We start from the raw sequence: 18,981 nt of genomic DNA on the forward strand, positions 1-18,981 counted from the left end.
GGACCCTACCCGGCCCCCCTGCCGGCGACTCCCCTTGGTCACTCGGGTGTTGCGAGAAGATCCAGTCGCCAGTCCTGGCCGACCAGGTCCTGGCCGAAGGAACGGTGCGGTTTCTCCGCGACCAGCACGAAGCCGTGGCGCTGGTAGATGCGGCGGGCCGCGGCGAGGACGTCGTTGGTCCACAGGACCACCTCGCGGTAGCCGGCCTCGCGCGCGAAGGCGACGACGGCCCCGACCAGCCGGTCCCCGATGCCCAGGCCGCGCGCGTCCGGCTCGACGAGCAGCAGCCGGAGCCGGGCGGCACCCGGCGCGTCGTCCCGTACGCACATCACGCACCCCACCGGCCGGCCGTCCAGCTCGGCGATCCACGTCCGCTCCAGATGCGGGTCGTGGTCCTCGGCGTACTCGGCGACGATCCGGGCGACCAGGCCCTCGTAGTCGAGGTTGAAGCCGTATTCGGCGGCGTACAGGGCGGCGTTGCGCTGCACGATCCAGCCGAGGTCGCCGGGGGCGGGCTCGCGCAGGACGACGTCCTCGGGGCGTGGCGCCCGGCCCTCGCCCAGGATCGTCCGGACGGTCCGCAGCGCCTGAGCCAGCCGCGGCCGGTCCTCGGCCCGCACGGTGTCCAGCAGCGCCCCGACCGTCTCGCGCGCCCGCTCGTCGAGGAGCGCGGCGGCCTCCCGGCCGCGCCCGGTGAGCGTGACACTGCGGCGGCGCGGATCCGTCTCGGACGGTCCGCGCTCGACCAGCCCGTCCCCCTCGAACTTGTTCAGGATGCGGCTGAGGTACCCGGCGTCCAGGTGCAGCTGGGCCCGCAGGTCGGCGGCGTCCGTGCGCGGCGCGTAGGCGAGCTCGTAGAGCACGCGGGACTCGGTGAGGGTGTAGGGGGCGTAGAGGTGACGGCCGTAGTCGAGCGCGCCGATGACGTTCGTGTAGAAGCGGTTGAAGGAGCGGATGTCCTGGACGGTCATGGCCACGACCCCCGATGGTTGACTTAGTCAGAGATTCCCTGGGTCGAGCCTAGCCGTTCAGGGCATCCGAGACCAGGCAGTTTCGTGTCCCGCAGTCGGGCACGTGTGTGGCTCCCCGAGGTGAGGCCGATGAGTTTCTCCGTGCCCCGCAGTCAGAAACCATGGTTGGTGCGCCGCACCCGCGAGTGTCGTGGAAGCGTGCACCGCCGGAATCTGCTGAGAACCGGACACGAGATACCGAGGAACCTTAGATGCGCACCCTGATCAGCACCGCTTTCATCTCGCTCGACGGCGTCGTGGAGGCCCCGGGCGGCGAGCCCGGTTACCGGAACTCCGGGTGGACCTTCAAGGACATCGAGTTCCTCCCCGAGGCATTCGAGATCAAAAGCCGGGAGCAGAAGGAAGCCACCGCGATGCTGATGGGCCGGACCAGCTACGAGGCGTTCAGTCCGGTGTGGCCCGACATGGAGGACTTCGCCGACTACAAGGTGATGCCGAAGTACGTCGTCTCCACCACCCTCACCGAGGACAACCTGGTGTCGAACTGGGGCGAGACGGCGATCCTGCGCTCGCTCGACGACGTCGCCGCGCTGAAGGAGACCGAGGGCGGCCCGATCATCGTCCACGGCAGCGCCTCCCTGAACCAGTCCCTTTCGGACGCCGGCCTGATCGATCGTTACCACCTGCTCGTCTTTCCGCTCCTGCTCGGGGCGGGCAAGCGGCTCTTCAGCGCCACGGACAAGGACACCCAGAAGCTGAAGCTCGTCGAGCACGAGGTCTACGCCAACGGTCTGCAGAAGAACGTCTTCGACGTCGTCCGCTGACGAGGCTCCCGCACTCGCCCTGCCGTCGCATCCCCGGACGTGGCACTCGGCGGAGGACCTGCTCGGCGGGCGATGGATCAACGCTCGGAGCAGAGGAAGACGCCCGCGATGTGAAGTCCGGCGAGGTAGATGGCCGCTGTCTTGTCGTGGCGGGTCGCGATGCCCCGCCACTGCTTCAGGCGGTTGACGCACCGCTCGCCCCGTCGCAGCCGGTGGCCACGCTGATCCGCCCAGACCGGGAACACCGCCTGGATGCCGCGCTTGCGCAAGTGGTCGCGGATCGCGCGGGATGAGCAGGCCTTATCCGCCGGAACCACGTCCGGCCTGGTGCACGGACGACCACGTCGTCGGGGAACGCGCAGGCGGGTCATGACGTCGGTGAAGGCGGGCGCATCCCCGGCCTGTCCGGCGGTGAGAACGAACGCGAGGGGGTGGGACCTGCTGAGGTTTGAGTGAGTAAGAGTGTGTTGTGACGTGCATGAGTGAGCGCTGGCGCTCCCGGTTGGGGGTTGGGCGCTGTTGGTTCAGGAAGGGAATGTAGTTTCGCCTGTCGAATGCGTGACCTTTCCGGGTGGTGCTCGTTGGGTGTGGCGACCGGATTTTTCGCGGGCTGTGCCGGGGGGTGTGGGGTGGGTGGGCTGCGCAAGCTTGCGGAGTCGTTTGTCGCTCCGGGGCCGTCCGGGGTGGCGGTCCGTACCCGGCTCAAGCACCTCGCGCCCGCCGATGAGAAGGTGCTGCGGCTGGTGGGCGCCCACCTCGGGTCGCTGGCCTGCCGTGACCTGAAAACGCGCTGCCGGGACGGGCTGGGCCACGACGGTGAGGCGTGGGCGGGGCGCAAGAGGGACCTGACACCCCAGTCCTCCTCGCGATGGGCAGGCGCGATCACCAAGGCCAGCCACGACCAGTGGGCTCTGGCCCGCCGCTGCCAACTCGCCCACATCCACAGCCTGGAAGCGGCTGTCCGGACCATCCGGCACCGTTTGTCCCTGCCGGTGGGGCAGAAGGGCAGCAAGCGGGCGCCGGGCGGTTATCGCAGCAGGCAGGAGTGGCACGCCAAGACCCGCCGCCTGCACCTCTTGGAAGACCGGCTGGAGCGCGAGCGCGCCGACCACAAGGCCGGAATCGTCCATGTCGTGCGGGGCGGCAAACGCCTGGCCCGCACCCGCCACCACCTCGACGCCGCCCAGCTCACCGAGGCCCACTGGCGGCAGCGGTGGGAGGCCGAGCGCTGGTTCCTCCAGGCCGACGGCGAGTCCGGCAAGCGGTACGGCAACGAGACCATCCGCATCACCGCCGACGGGGAGGTGAGCATCAAGCTCCCGTCCCCGCTGAAGGAGTTGGCGAACGCTCCGCACGGCCGGTACGTCCTTGCCTGCCGGGTCGCTTTCCCGCACCGGGGGCAGGAGTGGGCGGACCGGGTGGAGGCAAACCGGGCGGTCGCCTACCGCATCCACCACGACACGGCCCGCGGGCGCTGGTATCTGACCGCGTCCTGGCAGATCCCGGTATCCCGCACCATCCCGCTGGCCACGGCGCTGGCCGACGGCGTGATCGGTGTCGACACCAACGCCGACCACCTCGCCGCATGGCGCCTCGATGTCCACGGCAACCCGACCGGAAACCCGCGCCGCTTCTTCTTCGACCTGTCCGGCCCGGCCGGTCACCGTGACGCCCAGGTCCGCCACGCCCTCACCCGCCTGCTGCACTGGGCCAAACGCTGCGGCGTGAAGGCGATCGCCGTCGAGGACCTCGACTTCACGGCGGAGAAGACCCGGGAGAAGCACGGCCGCAAGCGCCGGTTCAGGCAGCTGATCTCCGGCATGCCCACCAGCAGGCTCCGCGCCCGGCTGACCTCGATGGCCGACCAGACCGGCATCGCCGTCATCGCCGTCGACGCGGCCTACACCTCCCGATGGGGCGCCCAGCACTGGCAAAAGCCCCTCACCAGCACCACCCGCAAGACCACCCGCCACGACGCTGCCGCCGTGGCGATCGGACGGCGCGCCCAAGGGCACCCGATCCGGCGACGGACGACACCGCCCCCTGCACACCAGAGCGATGTGCAGGGGCATCGGACCGTCCAGGCCGACCGGCGTGCACTCGGGCGTGAGGGACCCCGCCCCCGCATCCCCGGACCACGCACCCGATGCGTGCCGCCGGACTGCGGAGCGAACGCGGGCAACCAGAACGCCCAACACCGTTCGGGACGTTCGGCTGAGCATGAAGCCTGGCAACAGGACTCACTCCCGCTCAGTCTTTAGGAACGGTCGGCAGCGGGCATCGGCTGCGAGGTGGATCTTGGTGGAGCCCGCCGCGGGACCGGCCGATGGCGTGGTCGGCCGGTTCGCCGGCCGGGGCCCTTTCTGCGGGCCCCGGACGCGTGCTGGTGAGCTCGCACGATCGTGGAGTCCACCGACACGGCCCAGGCCAGTTCCTCATCGACGTCGGGCCGGGCCATCAGCCTTCCTTGAGGGCGACTATGCGGCCGGCGTCTCAAGGGCGACCGTCGAAGCGCCGCCGTCGGGGCTTCACCTGCTCTGCCCCCTGGCACCAACGCCCCTCCCCAGCACCGGCACGATCAGGCGCGCGGCACTCCGGAAGACCCCCGCACCATCAACTCCCCCCGCACCGAAGCGATCCCCCCGGGCGGCGCCTCCTCCCGGCCCATGGCGATCCGCCCGGCCCGTGCCCCGGCCTCCGCCAGCGGCAACCGCACGGTCGTCAGCGAAGGCACCGCGTCGATGCTGAACGGCAGATCGTCGAACCCGGCCACCGACACGTCCTCCGGGATCCGCAGCCCGGAGTCCCGCAGCGCGGCGCACGCCCCGAGCGCGACGGAGTCGTTCGCGGCGACGACCGCCGTCAGGGACGGGTCGCGCCGCAGCAGCTCCAGCGTCGCTTCGTAGCCGGACCGCCGGTCGTACCGCCCGTGCACCGTCCACCGGGGGTCCTCCTCGATGCCGTGCGCGGCGAGCGCGGCCCGGTGTCCCTCCAGCCGGTGCCGGGTCGTCGTCCGTTCCTCCGGGCCGGCGATGTAGCCGAGCCGCCGGTGCCCGAGCCCGATCAGGTGCTCGGTGAGTTCCTGCCCGCCCCCGCGGTTGTCGAAGGCCAGCGCGATCGCCCCGGTCTCCGGCGCCGGCGGGCGTCCGCACAGGACGACCCGCGTCCCGGCGTCGGTCAGCTTGCGCACCTTGGTGTCCATGGCCGCCTGGTGCGCCGCGTCCTCGATCGCCCCGCCGGTCAGCACCACGGCCGCCGCCCGCTGCCGCTGCAACAGCGTGAGATACGTCAGCTCCCGCTCGGGAGAGCCCCCCGTGTTGCAGACCACCGCGAGTCTCTCCCCGCCCGCGCGGCCGCCCGGCCCGCCGATCTCGGCCTGGATGGCGCTCGCCATGATCCCGAAGAACGGGTCGGCGATGTCGTTCACCAGGATCCCGACCAGGTCGGAGGTGGCGGCGGCCAGGGCGCTCGCGGGCCCGTTGAGCACGTAGTCCAGCTCGTCCACGGCCTTCAGCACCCGCTCCCGGGTGGAGGCGGCCACGGGGTAGTTGCCGTTCAGCACGCGCGACACCGTCGCGGGCGAGACCTGCGCGCGGGCCGCCACGTCCGCCAGGGTCACCGTCATCTCGTCGTCCTCCGGTCGCGCATCTCGTCGTCCGCCTCGTCGCCCTCGTACACATACAGACCTGTGGCCTTGGTTCCGATGGAACCGACGCCCTGGCTCCGAGGGACCTATGGCCATGGTTCCGAGCAGACCCTAAGCCCCCGACCCCGGGTTGTTCGCCCCCTCGAACAACTCGTCCTGGTCACGGTCTTGTCCGGACCGCTGTCAGAGGCTAGCTTCTTCCTTTATAGAAAGCGCTTGCTGTAACGCTCACCAGTCCACAGGTGGCTCACCGGGCCACCAGGGAAGGGTGGGGCGTACGCGGCGCGACGACCGCGTACGAAGGGAACGACGTGACACGCAAGACGGTGCGTATCGCCATGAACGGCGTGACCGGGCGCATGGGCTACCGCCAGCACCTGGTCCGCTCCATCCTCGCCCTCCGGGAGCAGGGCGGCCTCGACCTCGGCGACGGCACCGTGCTGTGGCCCGAGCCGATCCTGGTCGGCCGCCGTGAGCACGCGCTGAAGGCGCTGGTCGAGCAGCACGGCCTGGAGCACGTCTCGACCGACCTGGACGCGGTCCTCGCCGACGAGACGGTGGACATCTACTTCGACTCCCAGGTCACCTCCGCCCGCGAGGAGGCGCTCAAGAAGGCCGTCGCGGCCGGCAAGCACATCTACACCGAGAAGCCCACGGCCACCGGCCTCGACGGCGCCCTGGAGCTCGCCCGGCTCGCGAACGAGGCCGGCATCAAGCACGGCGTCGTCCAGGACAAGCTCTTCCTCCCCGGCCTGCTGAAGCTGAAGCGCCTCATCGACGGCGGCTTCTTCGGCCGGATCCTCTCCGTGCGCGGCGAGTTCGGCTACTGGGTCTTCGAGGGCGACTGGCAGGCCGCGCAGCGCCCGTCCTGGAACTACCGGGCCGAGGACGGCGGCGGCATCGTCGTCGACATGTTCCCGCACTGGGAGTATGTGCTCCACGAGCTGTTCGGCCGGGTGAAGTCCGTCCAGGCCATCGCCACCACCCACATCCCGCAGCGCTGGGACGAGAAGGGCAAGCCCTACGACGCCACCGCCGACGACGCCGCGTACGGCATCTTCGAGCTGGAGGGCGGCGCGATCGCCCAGATCAACTCCAGCTGGGCCGTGCGCGTCAACCGCGACGAGCTCGTCGAGTTCCAGGTCGACGGCACCGAGGGCTCGGCCGTCGCCGGCCTGCGCAACTGCCGCGTCCAGCACCGCTCGGCCACGCCCAAGCCGGTCTGGAACCCGGACATCCCCGTCACCGAGGTCTTCCGCGACCAGTGGCAGGAGATCCCGGACAACGCCGAGTTCGACAACGGCTTCAAGGCACAGTGGGAGCTGTTCCTCAAGCACGTCTACGCCGACGCCCCCTACCACTGGGACCTGCTGGCCGGCGCCCGCGGCGTCCAGCTCGCCGAGCTGGGCCTGAAGTCCTCGGCCGAGGGCCGCCGTATCGACGTACCGGAGATCCAGCCGTGACCATCCGACTCCCGGACAGCAACGGGGCGTCGCGGACGTACGAGCCGCGCACCGAACCGCTCCTGGTGACGCCCGGCACGCCCTTCACCTCCCGCACGGTCTACTCGGCGGCACACGTCGTCGCCGACCCCTACGCGGACGTGTCGCCCGACTCGCCCGCCGCCGTCGACTGGGACGCCACCCTGGCCTTCCGCCGTCACCTGTGGTCGCACGGGCTGGGCGTCGCCGAGGCGATGGACACGGCCCAGCGCGGCATGGGTCTGGACTGGGCGGGCGCGGCGGAGCTGATCCGCCGGTCGGCGGCGGAGGCGAAGTCGGTCGGCGGCCTGATCGCCTGCGGTGTGGGCACGGACCAGCTGTCGGCCACCGAGATCGGCTACCCGTACAGCCTGGCGGAGATCCGGGCCGCGTACGAGGAGCAGCTCGCGGTCGTCGAGGAGTCGGGCGCGCGGGCGATCCTGATGGCCTCCCGGGCTCTGGCGGCGGTCGCCAAGGGGCCGGAGGACTACCTGGAGGTCTACGGCCACCTGCTCCGCCAGGCGTCCGAGCCGGTCATCCTGCACTGGCTCGGCCCGATGTTCGACCCGGCGCTGGAGGGCTACTGGGGAGCGACGGACCTGGACGCCGCCACCCGCACCTTCCTGGACGTCATCGCCGCCCACCCGGACAAGGTCGACGGCATCAAGGTCTCGCTGCTGGACGCGCAGCGCGAGATCGACATCCGCCGCCGCCTGCCGCAGGGCGTGCGCTGCTACACGGGTGACGACTTCAACTACCCCGAGCTGATCGCCGGCGACGAGCAGGGCTTCAGCCACGCGCTGCTCGGCATCTTCGACCCGCTGGGCCCGCTGGCCGCGCAGGCGGTCCGGGTCCTCGACACGGGGAACGCGCAGGGCTTCCGCGACCTGCTGGACCCCACGGTCGAACTCTCCCGCCACCTCTTCCAGACCCCGACCCGCTTCTACAAGACGGGCGTGGTGTTCCTGGCCTGGCTGGCCGGCCACCAGTCCCACTTCACGATGGTCGGCGGCCTCCAGTCGGCCCGCTCGCTCCCGCACTTCGCCAAGGCGTACGAACTCGCCGACGGTCTGGGCCTGTTCCCCGACCCGAAGCTGGCGGAGGAGCGGATGAAGAACCTGCTGAGCGTGTACGGGGTGGACCAGTGAGCACCGCGGAGTCAGGACGCCTGGAGCGCTTCTCCATCAACCAGATGACGGTGAAGCAGCTGTCGATGCCGGAACTGGTGGACACCTGCGCACAGTCGGGCATCGGCAACGTCGGCCTGTGGCGCGAGCCGGTCCAGTCGTACGGCCTGGAGGCCACGGCCAAGCTGGTCCGGGACGCGGGCCTGACGGTGACGACGCTGTGCCGGGGCGGCTTCTTCACGGCGATCGACCCGCGGGAGCGCGCTCAGGCCCTGGCCGACAACCGCCGGGCGATCGACGAGGCGGCGGCGCTGGGCACCGACACCCTGGTCCTGGTCTCGGGCGGGCTCCCGGCAGGTTCCAAGGACCTGCACGGGGCGCGGGAGCGCATCGCGGACGCGCTGGCGGAACTGGGCCCGTACGCGGAGCGGCACGGCGTCCGCCTGGCCATCGAGCCGCTCCACCCGATGTACGCCTCCGACCGCTGCGTGGTGTCGACGCTGGCCCAGGCCCTGGACCTGGCCGAACGCTTCCCGGCGCACCAGGTCGGGGTCACCGTCGACACGTACCACATCTGGTGGGACGACACGGCTCCCGCGCAGATCGCCCGGGCCGGTGCGGGCGGCCGTATCCACACCTTCCAGCTCGCCGACTGGACGACTCCGCTCCCGCAGGGCGTGCTGACCGGCCGTGGCCAGATCGGCGACGGCTCGATCGACATGCGGGAGTGGCAGGGTTACGTGGAGGCCGCCGGCTACACCGGTGCCATCGAGGTCGAGCTGTTCAACGACGGGCTGTGGGCGAGGGACGGACGGGAGGTGCTGGCCGAGACGGCGGCGAGGTTCGTCGAGCACACCCTTTGATCCGGCCCTGAGCCACACTCGCTGCCCCGCCCCGCGGACCCGGGCGGGGCAGCGGCCGTATCGGGGTCGTGGACCCACGACCGTGCGAGGAACCCGTTCACCCGCTCCTCCAGCCGCTTCCGGCACCGCGGCCGTTCCGGTGCCGTCACCGACCGGGAGCCAGGAGCGTGGTTCCCAGTACGCCGTGGCGCCGACCGCTCGTCCCGTTGCCGTCGAGATCTGCGCGCCGGGCGCGAGCCGCCCCGTCGCCGCGCGGGCGAGCTGCGCGTCGATGCAGGCGCCCACCTCGTCGGCACCCGGTGAAGGCGTAGGTCTCCCGGTCCTCCGTCGCCGCCACCGCCAGGTCGGCGGCGAGGGCCGTTCGTCGACTCACCCGCCCCGTTGAACTCCTGCCTCCCCCTGCGTACCGACTTCCGGAAATCCGGCCCGCGTCGGGAACCCGGGCCGGACTCCCGTCGTCCAATCGCAGGCCGCCGGAGAGTCACGCCGGTGCGGTGTCGGCCCTCGCTGCTGGCTGCGATCGCTGACCACCCTCTCCGCCGTACCGCGGCCGGCGGCACCACCGCCATCGGCGCGTCCCCCTCCAACCGCGCCGGTGGCGGCCCCTGTGCGGTTAGTGTGCGTTCCCTTGACTGGCAGAAACTTCCCCGTTATTGGTGGCCTCTTGGAAGTTTCCTTCAGCGGATCCGAGCGGATCACCTCCGGAAGGAGCGCACGTGCACGACACCGGCACGGGAAGCACGGGAAACACCGCACAGCCCTCCAGACGCACCGTCCTCGCCGCCACGGCCGGCGCCGCCACCGCCCTCGCGGCGGCCGGGCCCTCGTACGCCGCCGACGCCCCCGACGACAGGCAACTCCGCGCCCTCGTCTCGCGTATGACCCTTCAGGAGAAGGTCGGCCAGCTCTTCGTGATGCGGGTGTACGGCCACTCCGCCACCGCCCCCGACCAGGCCGACATCGACGCCAACCTGAAGGAGATCGGGGTCCGTACGGCCGCCGAGCTGGTCGCGAAGTACCGGGTCGGCGGCATCATCTACTTCGCCTGGGCGCACAACACCCGCGAGCCGCACCAGATCGCGGATCTGTCCAACGGCATCCAGCGGGCCTCCCTGGACCTGCCGCGCGGGCTGCCCGTGCTCGTCTCCACCGACCAGGAACACGGGATCGTCGCCCGGGTGGGCAGACCCGCGACGCTCTTCCCGGGGGCCATGGCCGTCGGCGCGGGCGGGTCGCGGTCCGATGCCCGGACGCTCGGGCGGATCGCGGGGCGCGAGCTGCGGGCGATGGGCATCCGGCAGGACTACTCCCCCGTGGCCGACGTGAACGTCAACCCGGCCAACCCGGTCATCGGCGTACGGTCCTTCGGCGCCGACCCGCGGGCGGTGGCCACGCTGGTGGCGGCCGAGGTCGCCGGGTACCAGGGGGCCGGGGTGGCGGCGACCGCCAAGCACTTCCCCGGGCACGGGGACACCAACGTCGACAGCCACACCGGCTTCCCCACCATCACGCACAGCCGGGAGCTGTGGGAGAAGCTGGACGCACCGCCGTTCCGGGCCGCGATCGCCGCGGGCATCGACTCGATCATGACCGCGCATCTGATGGTCCCGGCCCTCGACGACTCCGGCGACCCGGCCACCCTCTCCCGCCCGATCCTCACCGGCATCCTGCGCGAGCGGCTCGGCTACGACGGGGTCGTCGTCACGGACTCCCTCGGCATGGAGGGCGTGCGGACCAAGTACGGCGACGACCGGGTGCCGGTGCTCGCGCTGAAGGCGGGCGTGGACCAGCTCCTCAACCCGCCGGACCTGGACCTCGCCTGGCACGCGGTCCTCGCGGCCGTGCGCAGCGGCGAGCTGACCGAGGCGAGGCTCGACGAGTCGATCCTGCGGATCCTGCGGCTGAAGACGAAGCTGGGGCTGTTCCGCGCGCCCTACGTCAGTCACGACGGTGTCGACCGCACCGTCGGCACCCGGGCGCACCTGGCGGCGGCCGACCGGATCGCCGAGCGGACGACGACCCTGCTGGTCAACGAGCGGCGGCTGCTGCCGCTGTCCCGGCGCAGGCACCCCAAGGTGCTGGTGGTCGGGGCCGATCCGGCCTCGCCGTCGGGGACGACCGGACCGCCGACCGGAGTGCTCGCCGCCGCGCTGACCGAGCTCGGCTTCACCGCCACCGCCCTGCCGACCGGGACGGCCCCGTCCGCGGCGGTCATCGCCAGGGCGGTCGCGGCGGCGCGGGACGCGGACGCGGTGGTGGCGGCGACGTACAACGTCACGGCGGGCAGCAGCCAGAAGACGCTGGTCGAGCAGCTCGTGGCGACGGGGCGGCCGGTCGTGGCGGTCGCGATCCGCAACCCGTACGACGTGGCCCAACTGCCCTCCGTCCCGGCGTGCCTCGCGGCCTACTCCTGGACCGACGTCGAACTGCGGGCCGCCGCACGGGCGATCGCCGGACGGGTGGATCCCCGCGGGAAACTCCCGGTGGCGGTGCGGCGGGCGGATGATCCGGAGCAGGTGCTGTACCCGATCGGGTACGGGCTGTCGTACTAGCCGTACGCCATGGATCGGGCGCACCACCCCCAAGGTGCGCAAACCCTCCCATGTGCCTGGCGTGCGCCCCTGCGAGGGGCCACGCTGGGCTAGGGCATGGGGGGGGACGGCAATGCGCGTAGGAAGTTCGGCGGGGGTGGCGTGGGGGCTTCTGGTGCTGTTCGGCGCGCTGCTGACCGGGTGCCAGAGTCCCTCGGCGGGTGTCGCGGAGGACGGCCGGCTGGGCGGACCGGCGTCGGGGACGACCGCCGCCGGGTCGGCGCCGGTGACCCGGCCGTCCGGCTACGGGGCGGTGTTCCTCGCGGTCGACGAGTGCAGTTCGTTCGGCACGACGAGCTTCACCGAGGTGCCGTGCGCCGGTGAGCGGGCGGCGGCCCGGGTCGTGGCGCGGCACGACGGCACGGTCCGGGACGGGCCGCGCTGCCCGGCGACGACGGACTTCGTGCTGCACATCAGCGAGCAGCGGCCCGCGTCCGACGAGGACGGCGACGGGGCGGTGCCGCAGGGCTACGCCTGTATGCGCAACCTCCAGCCGCCGCACCCGGGCGACCCGGGCGGCGGGGGCGGGCCCCGCACCATCGTCGGCGACTGCGTCTACAGCTCCGGCGACGGTCAGGTCCGCGAGACCAACTGCGACGGGAAGGACAAGCAGGAGCCGGAGTACAAGGTGACCGAGGCCGTCACCAGGCGCGCCGACTGCCCTGCCTCGACCGCCCTGTACGTCCGGCTCGGCGGCGACCGGTCCGTGGGGTGCGCTCGGCCGCTGTGAGCGCACGGCCGGCGGGGCCGGCGGCCGTGCGCCGACCACTGTCGGCCAGGGCCCTGTTCCGCGATCCGCTCCGCTGCCCCTGAAGCGCTGACGGTCACGCAGCTCAACGCCCTGTGCGGCACCGCGGGAACTCAGCACCTGACTCTATGGGCGGTTGAGCGTAGCGAGACGCACCGGCTCGGTGAGAACCGCACGGGCTCCGTCCTCGTCAGCGGTGCGTGCGGCGAGCGTCGCCTCGGCCAGTCGGGCGGGGAGTGCCTCCGAGAACTTGAGGCCGCGCACCGCCCGCTCGTCGACTTCGGGCAGACACAGCCGCAGCGTGGCCTCCGTGACGGCAGCTTCCTCAAGGGCAACGCCGGGGTGGGCAAGGCGAACCGCGCCGAACTGGCGAGCTGGGGCGGAGACCTGCTCACGTTCTACGGTGAATGGAGCCGCTCGGACAACGCGTCGCCCCTGGACTTCTGCCGCAAGACGCTGTGCAGGCCCGATGTCGCATCGACGTTCGCGTTGGGCGACCTCATCGAGGACATCGACGGGTTCCTGATCGCCGAGCGCCTGAAGAACGGCAACACGAACATCGTCCAGGAGCTGAGGAGGATCCTGATCGGAACGGGCCATCTGACGCGCTTCAGCGACTTCAAGCTCTACCGGTTCGGCGGCGTCACGAGCAACATCCGGGAGACGGCGAAGGCGTTCCTGGAGGACCAGATAGACGACACGCTGCTGTCCTCCACCCGTACTCTCCTCATCCACAGGAACTGCCCGGCGGGCAAGGAACCGTGGAACGAGTCCGACTCCGTGATGAGCGAGTTCTACACGGGTTTCGCCGAGACGCTGCAGCGGCTCATCGACCAGCAGGTGGCGCGCCGGGCGAAGTTCCTCGCCGCGCAGGAAGCAGAGAAGAAGTAGGTTTCACATGTTTCTGATGGGCGCGTTGCTGGCTGCGAGTCTGGTCACCGCGATGGTGGGCATCGTGGTGGTCCTCATCCTGCTGAGCCACCCGCCGCTGCCCGTGCGCAGGGTCTACGCGGTCGTCGCCCTGATCCTGGCCTCCTCGGCGGTGGCGGTGTACTGCTACGGCTGGTTCTCCGTCACCACGGGTGGGCCTTTCCCCGAACTGTGCACGAGCCGGAACGACGCCGGCGCCGACTTGGCGGCCATCGAACAGCAGTACTGGCCTCTTCGAAACGCCTGCGTGTACTCCGACGGGTCGACCGTGGAGTACGTCTCGGTGTCGGTCACCGTCTTCGTGTGCCTCCTGGCGGGTGCCGCCCTCGTCTCGGCCGGCACTTCCGTGTACCTGCGCAAGCGAGTCAGAAAAACCTCTGGAGTGATCTCATGAACACCGATTTCTCACGCCGCACCCTGATCAGAGGCATCACCGGTGTCGCCGCCGGAGCCACCTTGCTCGCCACGGGGGAGGTCCTTCTCGCTCCCGGCACCGCCCAGGCCGCCGACACCTCGTGGAAGAGACCCAGATCGGCGAACGGCTGGGATGTCCTCACCGCGAGCTCGTCGGGCACCGCCCCCTACGACATACCGGGAACGGACCTCCGGGTCGTTCTGCGGGAAGGGGATGTGGGGACCGTCCTGGCCTATGTGGCGCAACGCTTCCACTACGACGTCACCCGGCTCGAAGCGAGCCGCGGACAGGTCATCGGGTACAGCGAGGACCGGCGGGTGGAGGCGGACTTCGAGTCCAACCACCTGTCGGGCACCGCGCTGGCGCTGTACCCGGACAATTATCCGCTCGGGGTCAAGGGCAACTTCTTCCCCCACCAGGTCACGGCGATCCGGGACATCCTCGCCGAGCTCCAGGGTGTCGTCAGGTGGGGTGGCGACACGGAGTCGCCCAAGGAATCGGTCTTCTTCATCGACGTCCCGCCGGGTTCGGCGAAACTCGCCCGGGTCGCGGAGACCCTCAGGCAGTGGAGCGTCACCCCCGGCAAGGGGGCCGGGACCCAGATCATCGAAGACCCCAAGCGCATCACGGCCGCGAAGAAGCTCGCCGGTATACAGGCGGCCTGACACGGCCGGTGGCCGGGGAGGCGGCGGAAGCGGCCCGCCGCCGGCAGTCTGTGGTTCGGAGCACGGCCCCTGGGCAAGCAGTTCGGGCTCGTGAGGGCTCAGTCCTTCCAACGGTTTCTGTACAAGGAGTTCCTCACCGCGTGGAAGCGGGCGGGGCGCTGAACGGGTCGCGTCCTGGGTCTCCGGAATCCTCAGTGCCCTTGGTGCCTTCGGTGTCCTCGGCGTCCGTGGTCTCCCCTGTTTCCGGTACAGGCAGGCGAGCCCCGCGGGACTCGGCGACGCGGAGGGCGTCGGTCAGGCACTCGGCGAGCCGGAGTCCGGCGTAGCGGACTTCGGTGTACGGCGAGGCCGGGTCGTCCAGCACCTTGCGGGCGAGGCCGAGCACGTCGGCGGCGGTGGCGAGTTGTGCGGCTTCCATGTCGTCGGCGAGGCGCGAGAGGTAGCCGCCGTTGTCGTCCGTGGACAGGTAACACGGCTTGCCGTCCGGGGAGGGCCAGGGCAACAGGCGCAGGGTGGTCGCCGGCGCGATGTGGTGTGCCGGTGGGGTCATCAGCCGGCCACCCCCTGGGCGCCGGTCAGGTACTCGTCCGGGCCGATGCCGAAGTCGGCGGCGAGGTCGATGTCGAGGCGGCGGCACCGCCAGAAGGCGGCTTCCTGTGCGTGGGCGAGGAGGTACGGGCGCACGAGGCGGGAGGCGGTGCCGTCGAGGGGGGTGGGGAGGCCGTAGGGGGAGCGGGGGCGGGGGGAGGTTTGCGGGCGTGGGTGGCGGTGCGGTGTGGCGCACGGCCGTGGGGTGCGGTTGTTGGGGAGTGCCACGGCGTTTGCCGGTGCCGGGGGTGAGGAGGAAGCTCAGCCAATGGGCGGTACGGCGGATAAGGTTCCGCATGTCGGGTCTGCTCCGTTCAGATCGGCCACGCCCCCGGACGGCTTGCACCCGTCGCGGGGGTTTTCTGGCATGTACCACGGTACGCCATGGGCGCCATTGGTGCACCATGGTCCGCCGATCCAGGTCCCGGTGCACCAGGCGAAGCTGAGGGCATGGCTCAATACGAGTGGCAGCGGATCGCACACGCCATTGAGGAAGAGATCAGGTCGGGACGCATCCCGCCCGGCGGAGCACTGTCCAGCATCACGCGGCTCGCCGAGACTTACGGCGTCGCCGACCGAACCATCCGGCGCGCACTCCGTGACCTGCGCGACCGAGGACTCATTGAGACCCTGCCGCACAAGGGGTCTTTCGTGGTTGATGTGCTGCCGCCCGCCGAGGCCGGCGAGGAAGACGGGGCAGCCGACTGACGGCCGCCCCGTCCCGACCTTCCAACCGCTACTCTGCGGCTCTGCGCCCGCCCCGCTTCTTCTCAGGGCGCCAGTCGCGGAGCTCAGCCTCCGAGAGATGGCGGTTGGCGAGGCCGCGGTTCAGTGCTGTCTGGAACTCCTTGGCGGGGTTGTCGCCCCACTCCTCGTCGTGTTTGTCGTACCACTGGCGGACCGAGGGCATGACCTCCAGGAGCCCGGCCAGCATCGGGACATAACGCGGGTCTTCCCTGGGCCAACCATCCACATTCTCACGGTCGTTCAGGAGGTTGACCAGCGCCTCAGCCTGGTCGCGGTGGTTCCAGCCGGCCCAGCCGAGGAGGAGGGACGGGTCGCCGTCCGGGGATGCGCCGGGGTAGGAGATGAACCGCTCCTTCGGCACGTCGAGCTTGCCGCGGTTGGACCCAGTAGGAGTGCTTGAGGAAGTCGGCGCTCGTGTACTTCGGGGGCACCTTGATGGCCAGGCGTTCCCCAGTACGATCCTCCTCCCGCTGCTGGTCCCACACCCGCTCCCACTGGGCGCGCTTCCGCAGGCCGGACTCCTTGTAGCGGAGGGCGGCGAGGTACGGGACGTGCTCGGGCTCGATGACGGCCGCGAGGACGGTGGCGAGTGAGGCGTCTGGCTTGTCGAGATGGTCCGCGGCATAGAGCGCACGGACAGCCTGGACGTCCTCGTCGTGACGCAAGGCGTCGGCAAGTTGGAAGACGGTGAGTGTGCGGGGCGAGGTGTACTCACCGCGCTCCTCGAACCACAGCTCCTCCCTTTCAGCGGCATCCAACAGCCAGGCACGGAGGGCGGCGGCCTCGCGCTTCTTCCAGGGATCCGTCATCCAGCGGCGCTTGTACTCGGGGCGCTCGATCAGCCGGATGTCCTTGTTGGACCCGATGATGTCAAGCCGGGCCTTGACGACCTCCTTGTAGGCGTCGGGCCACTTGTCCGGTACATCGGCGACGGCGGTCTGGGCAGAGTCGTGCCGATCGAACCAGGCAGTTTCGACCTCGCCAGCGTCGACCTTTCTCTTCAAGACGATCTCGAAGGCTGGAACCAGCGGGTACGGCGGGGCGGCGGGCCCGGCTTCGGTGCGGACGGCCGCTCGGCTGGCGTCACCGGAAGACCTCCTGCATCTGGTCGAAGGAACACAGCCGGGCGCCGAGGGCCTCCTTGCGGTGACATGCCCTCGTCCGCCGAATTTCGCCGCGATCTGCTTCCTCGCGGAACTTTATGCACCTTGCTCGGTGCCCTGGAAGGCATCGTATTCGGTCCTGGTCGGCCGGTTCGGCGCTGTGGAAAGCGGGCGGTGCGATCATGGGCGAACCTCGCTGCCGAAGCCGACCTCCCACGTGACAGGCGACGCGGCCGAGGACTGGATGCCGGACACGCGAACCGCCTCCCGTTCCCAGTGGGCCGAGAGGCGGTCGAGTACCGGCAGCGGGCGGCTACGGCCGCAGCGTCATCTCACGCTGTACGTCCCGCTTGTCGAGCTTGGCGTCGAACTTCGCCAGCGGCTTCGCCGCCGCCGGGTCGGACCGCACCGCGCTGGAGGCGACTCCGGCCCAATCGAGGATGCGGGCGGTGGCGAGGTCCTTCTGCTCGGGCACGAGGCCCGCGACGTTGGCGCCGTGGTTCATGCCGGGGGCGGTGACGACGTAGGAGTCCTTCGCGCCCCGCCCGAGGCGGAACGGCTCCGCGCCCCACGGGTCGTTCTGGCCGTAGACGAAGAGCATCCGGCGGGCGTTGTGCCGGACCCAGGTGTCGACGTCCCGCATCGCCTGCGGCTGGAACTTCATGGGGATGTCACGCGGGACGAAGTTCCGCGGCGGCTGGTAGCCGTAGCGGATGTACTTCTTCTCGATGTGCGGGAACTCGATCGTCGGCGCGCCGAGCTGCGTGCCGGCCTGGTAGTAGTACGGCGTGTAGGTCGTAAGGCCCTGGTCGGCATAGGCGGAGAAGCCGGAGATCGTGTCGACGGAGTCCCAGATCTGGTCGTCGGTGGCGTTCTTCGCGTCGGCCGGGATCTGATCGCAGTCCTTCAGCTGGCTGTACTGCCAGAAGCCCCACACGTAGTCGAGGACGGTGGCCTCGTAGGCCTTGTCCAGGCTGCCGATGGTCGTGAAGGTGAGGCCGTTGTCCTGCGCGTAGGCCGCGTACTTCTTCTCCAGCGGCTCGCGGCGCACCAGCGCCTCGCGCTGCACGCCGTTCAGCCGGTCGCGGCACTCCTCGGTGCCGACGCGCGCGAAGAAGCGGTCGTAGGCCGAGTCCTCCTTGTTGACGACGTCGTTGGGGGCGACGTAGGCGACCACGCCGTCCATGTCACGCGGGTAGAAGCGCTCGTAGTAGGTGGCGGTCATGCCGCCCTTCGAGCCGCCCGTGGAGATCCACTTCTTGCCGTAGATGCCCTTCAGCGCCTTGAAGACGCGGTGCTGGTCGCTGGCTGCCTGCCAGATGTCCAGCTTGGACCAGTCGGCCGGGGCGGGCCGGGACGGGGTGAAGAAGCGGTACTCCAGGGAGACCTGGTTGCCGTCCACGATCTGGGTCGGCTCGCTGCGGCGGGGCGTCGTGGAGACGTTGTAGCCGCTGGTGAAGAAGACCGTCGGGCGCGCGACGTCCTTGTGCAGCACGGTGATGCGCTGCTGGAACGTGCCCTTCGACGGCTTGTGGTGGTCGACCGGCTGCGTGTAGTTCAGGACGAAGAAGCGGTAGCCGGTGTACGGCTTCTCCTCGACCAGGCTCATGCCCGGTATGGAGAGCAGCCTTTCCTTGATGTCAGTGGTGCTGTCGGTGCCGGTGGCCTCCGGCTCGGCGGCGGTGGCCGCTCCGGCCGTGCTCAACGTGCCTATGAGCACCGTGAGCGCCAGCAGCCATCTGAGCGCCTTGCGCATGCGCACTCCCCTGTGAGACAGATGTGCGCCGGAAGCTAGCGGACCAACTCCCGTCAGCGCCAGGGGACATGGGGATAACCCTCTATGCGCCGGGCGTCAGCACAGGATCCAGCCGGAGCTGAACACCCCCTGCCCCACCCTGCCCTTCAGCCATACGCAGCGGCGCCCGGCGTGCGCCATCACCGGGCCGGCGTGGTAGGAGTACCGGCCTTCGTCGACGACCGGGCGGCTGCCGCGTGCCTGCACGCTCACCGACATCTTCCGTTTCACGCCGGGCTTCTTGGTGAGGGTCACGGCGCAGACGTAGCCGCCGCGTTTGTAGATGAGCACGGTTCCGGTGGAGAACGGCAGCGTGCGGACCTTGCGGCCGGGACAGTAGGTGGCGGAGGCGGCGGCCTGCGCCTCGCCCGGCGCCGCGACGGCGAGCAGGCCGGAGGCGGTCAGCACGGCCAGGCCGAGCGCGAGCCGCCGGCGTATCGCTCCACTGTCCACTGTCGTCCTCCCGTACCGCGTCGTGCGATCATCG

The 18,981-nt window shown here is 70.5% G+C and carries 18 protein-coding genes and 4 pseudogenes; 11 read left to right on the forward strand and 11 right to left on the reverse strand.

All coding sequences use genetic code 11. The annotated features are described in order from the left end of the window. Positions 1 to 38 precede the first annotated feature (38 nt). Positions 39 to 971, reverse strand: a complete 933-nt coding sequence (locus ACIBNA_RS04295; protein ID WP_399163925.1) for a GNAT family N-acetyltransferase — start codon at positions 969 to 971, stop codon at positions 39 to 41. A 251-nt stretch (positions 972 to 1,222) separates the two neighbouring features. On the opposite strand from ACIBNA_RS04295, the gene ACIBNA_RS04300 reads away from it, so the two are divergent. Beyond that, complete coding sequence (locus ACIBNA_RS04300; protein ID WP_399163748.1) at positions 1,223 to 1,795, forward strand: dihydrofolate reductase family protein; 573 nt, start codon at positions 1,223 to 1,225, stop codon at positions 1,793 to 1,795. Between the two features lie 77 nt (positions 1,796 to 1,872). Here the strand turns inward: ACIBNA_RS04300 and ACIBNA_RS04305 are convergent. Continuing rightward, positions 1,873 to 2,229 (reverse strand): annotated as a pseudogene (locus ACIBNA_RS04305) (transposase); the annotation flags it as partial. 195 nt (positions 2,230 to 2,424) lie between these two features. Between ACIBNA_RS04305 and ACIBNA_RS04310 the strand changes: the two are divergent. Next, positions 2,425 to 4,056: pseudogene (locus ACIBNA_RS04310) on the forward strand (IS200/IS605 family accessory protein TnpB-related protein). A 15-nt stretch (positions 4,057 to 4,071) separates the two neighbouring features. Here ACIBNA_RS04310 and ACIBNA_RS04315 read toward each other — a convergent pair. Beyond that, positions 4,072 to 4,235: pseudogene (locus ACIBNA_RS04315) on the reverse strand (IS5/IS1182 family transposase); the annotation flags it as partial. A 138-nt stretch (positions 4,236 to 4,373) separates the two neighbouring features. Then, entirely contained in the window at positions 4,374 to 5,420 is a 1,047-nt protein-coding gene (locus ACIBNA_RS04320; RefSeq protein WP_399163749.1) for a LacI family DNA-binding transcriptional regulator, read from the reverse strand. Between the two features lie 332 nt (positions 5,421 to 5,752). Here ACIBNA_RS04320 and ACIBNA_RS04325 point away from each other — a divergent pair, with 332 nt between their 5' ends. The 3 genes from ACIBNA_RS04325 to ACIBNA_RS04335 are packed head-to-tail and all read left to right on the forward strand — an operon-like array spanning position 5,753 to position 8,912. Beyond that, a complete protein-coding gene (locus ACIBNA_RS04325; protein WP_399163750.1) occupies positions 5,753 to 6,904 on the forward strand; it encodes a Gfo/Idh/MocA family protein in 1,152 nt (383 codons plus the stop codon). Next, a complete protein-coding gene (locus ACIBNA_RS04330; protein ID WP_399163751.1) occupies positions 6,901 to 8,070 on the forward strand; it encodes a dihydrodipicolinate synthase family protein in 1,170 nt (389 codons plus the stop codon). Before ACIBNA_RS04325 ends, ACIBNA_RS04330 begins: the two co-directional genes overlap by 4 nt. 44 nt (positions 8,071 to 8,114) lie before the next feature. After that, the gene (locus ACIBNA_RS04335) at positions 8,115 to 8,912 is read left to right on the forward strand and encodes a sugar phosphate isomerase/epimerase family protein (RefSeq protein WP_399163926.1); all 798 of its coding nucleotides are present in this window, start codon (positions 8,115 to 8,117) and stop codon (positions 8,910 to 8,912) included. Between the two features lie 156 nt (positions 8,913 to 9,068). Here the strand turns inward: ACIBNA_RS04335 and ACIBNA_RS04340 are convergent. Continuing rightward, positions 9,069 to 9,285, reverse strand: a pseudogene (locus ACIBNA_RS04340) (N-acetyltransferase); the annotation flags it as partial. A 343-nt stretch (positions 9,286 to 9,628) separates the two neighbouring features. Between ACIBNA_RS04340 and ACIBNA_RS04345 the strand changes: the two are divergent. The 5 genes from ACIBNA_RS04345 (at position 9,629) to ACIBNA_RS04365 (ending at position 14,261) form a co-directional block, all read left to right on the forward strand. Next, a complete protein-coding gene (locus ACIBNA_RS04345) occupies positions 9,629 to 11,464 on the forward strand; it encodes a glycoside hydrolase family 3 N-terminal domain-containing protein (protein WP_399163752.1) in 1,836 nt (611 codons plus the stop codon). 112 nt (positions 11,465 to 11,576) lie between these two features. After that, positions 11,577 to 12,233, forward strand: a complete 657-nt coding sequence (locus tag ACIBNA_RS04350) for a hypothetical protein (protein ID WP_399163753.1) — start codon at positions 11,577 to 11,579, stop codon at positions 12,231 to 12,233. A 360-nt stretch (positions 12,234 to 12,593) separates the two neighbouring features. Further along, positions 12,594 to 13,142, forward strand: coding sequence for a hypothetical protein (locus tag ACIBNA_RS04355; RefSeq protein ID WP_399163754.1), 549 nt, complete (start codon positions 12,594 to 12,596; stop codon positions 13,140 to 13,142). 7 nt (positions 13,143 to 13,149) lie between these two features. After that, positions 13,150 to 13,575, forward strand: coding sequence for a hypothetical protein (locus tag ACIBNA_RS04360; RefSeq protein WP_399163755.1), 426 nt, complete (start codon positions 13,150 to 13,152; stop codon positions 13,573 to 13,575). Next, positions 13,572 to 14,261 carry a hypothetical protein gene (locus ACIBNA_RS04365; protein ID WP_399163756.1) on the forward strand — a complete coding sequence of 230 codons (690 nt, stop codon included), beginning with the start codon at positions 13,572 to 13,574 and terminating at the stop codon, positions 14,259 to 14,261. Before ACIBNA_RS04360 ends, ACIBNA_RS04365 begins: the two co-directional genes overlap by 4 nt. 133 nt (positions 14,262 to 14,394) lie before the next feature. On the opposite strand, the gene ACIBNA_RS04370 is transcribed toward ACIBNA_RS04365, so the two are convergent. After that, complete coding sequence (locus ACIBNA_RS04370) at positions 14,395 to 14,811, reverse strand: hypothetical protein (protein ID WP_399163757.1); 417 nt, start codon at positions 14,809 to 14,811, stop codon at positions 14,395 to 14,397. Beyond that, positions 14,811 to 15,077 carry a hypothetical protein gene (locus ACIBNA_RS04375; RefSeq protein WP_399163758.1) on the reverse strand — a complete coding sequence of 89 codons (267 nt, stop codon included), beginning with the start codon at positions 15,075 to 15,077 and terminating at the stop codon, positions 14,811 to 14,813. The genes ACIBNA_RS04370 and ACIBNA_RS04375 overlap by 1 nt, the downstream gene beginning before the upstream one ends. A gap of 222 nt (positions 15,078 to 15,299) precedes the next feature. On the opposite strand from ACIBNA_RS04375, the gene ACIBNA_RS04380 reads away from it, so the two are divergent. After that, positions 15,300 to 15,557 (forward strand): GntR family transcriptional regulator, encoded by a 258-nt coding sequence (locus ACIBNA_RS04380; protein WP_399163759.1) that lies wholly within the window; start codon positions 15,300 to 15,302, stop codon positions 15,555 to 15,557. Between the two features lie 28 nt (positions 15,558 to 15,585). On the opposite strand, the gene ACIBNA_RS04385 is transcribed toward ACIBNA_RS04380, so the two are convergent. The 4 genes from ACIBNA_RS04385 to ACIBNA_RS04400 all read right to left on the reverse strand — a co-directional run bounded on the left by ACIBNA_RS04385 (position 15,586) and on the right by ACIBNA_RS04400 (position 18,947). Next, on the reverse strand, positions 15,586 to 15,957 hold the full coding sequence (locus ACIBNA_RS04385) for a DUF7008 domain-containing protein (protein WP_399163760.1): 372 nt from the start codon (positions 15,955 to 15,957) through the stop codon (positions 15,586 to 15,588). Further along, entirely contained in the window at positions 15,857 to 16,600 is a 744-nt protein-coding gene (locus ACIBNA_RS04390) for a DUF7008 domain-containing protein (RefSeq protein ID WP_399163761.1), read from the reverse strand. Before ACIBNA_RS04390 ends, ACIBNA_RS04385 begins: the two co-directional genes overlap by 101 nt. A gap of 412 nt (positions 16,601 to 17,012) precedes the next feature. Next, complete coding sequence (locus tag ACIBNA_RS04395; RefSeq protein ID WP_399163762.1) at positions 17,013 to 18,455, reverse strand: S28 family serine protease; 1,443 nt, start codon at positions 18,453 to 18,455, stop codon at positions 17,013 to 17,015. Positions 18,456 to 18,551: 96 nt separating this feature from the next. Beyond that, positions 18,552 to 18,947, reverse strand: a complete 396-nt coding sequence (locus ACIBNA_RS04400) for a hypothetical protein (RefSeq protein ID WP_399163763.1) — start codon at positions 18,945 to 18,947, stop codon at positions 18,552 to 18,554. Positions 18,948 to 18,981: the final 34 nt, after the last annotated feature.

Source organism: Streptomyces sp. NPDC050164, from assembly GCF_044459945.1.
GTDB lineage: Bacteria > Actinomycetota > Actinomycetes > Streptomycetales > Streptomycetaceae > Streptomyces > Streptomyces coeruleorubidus_A.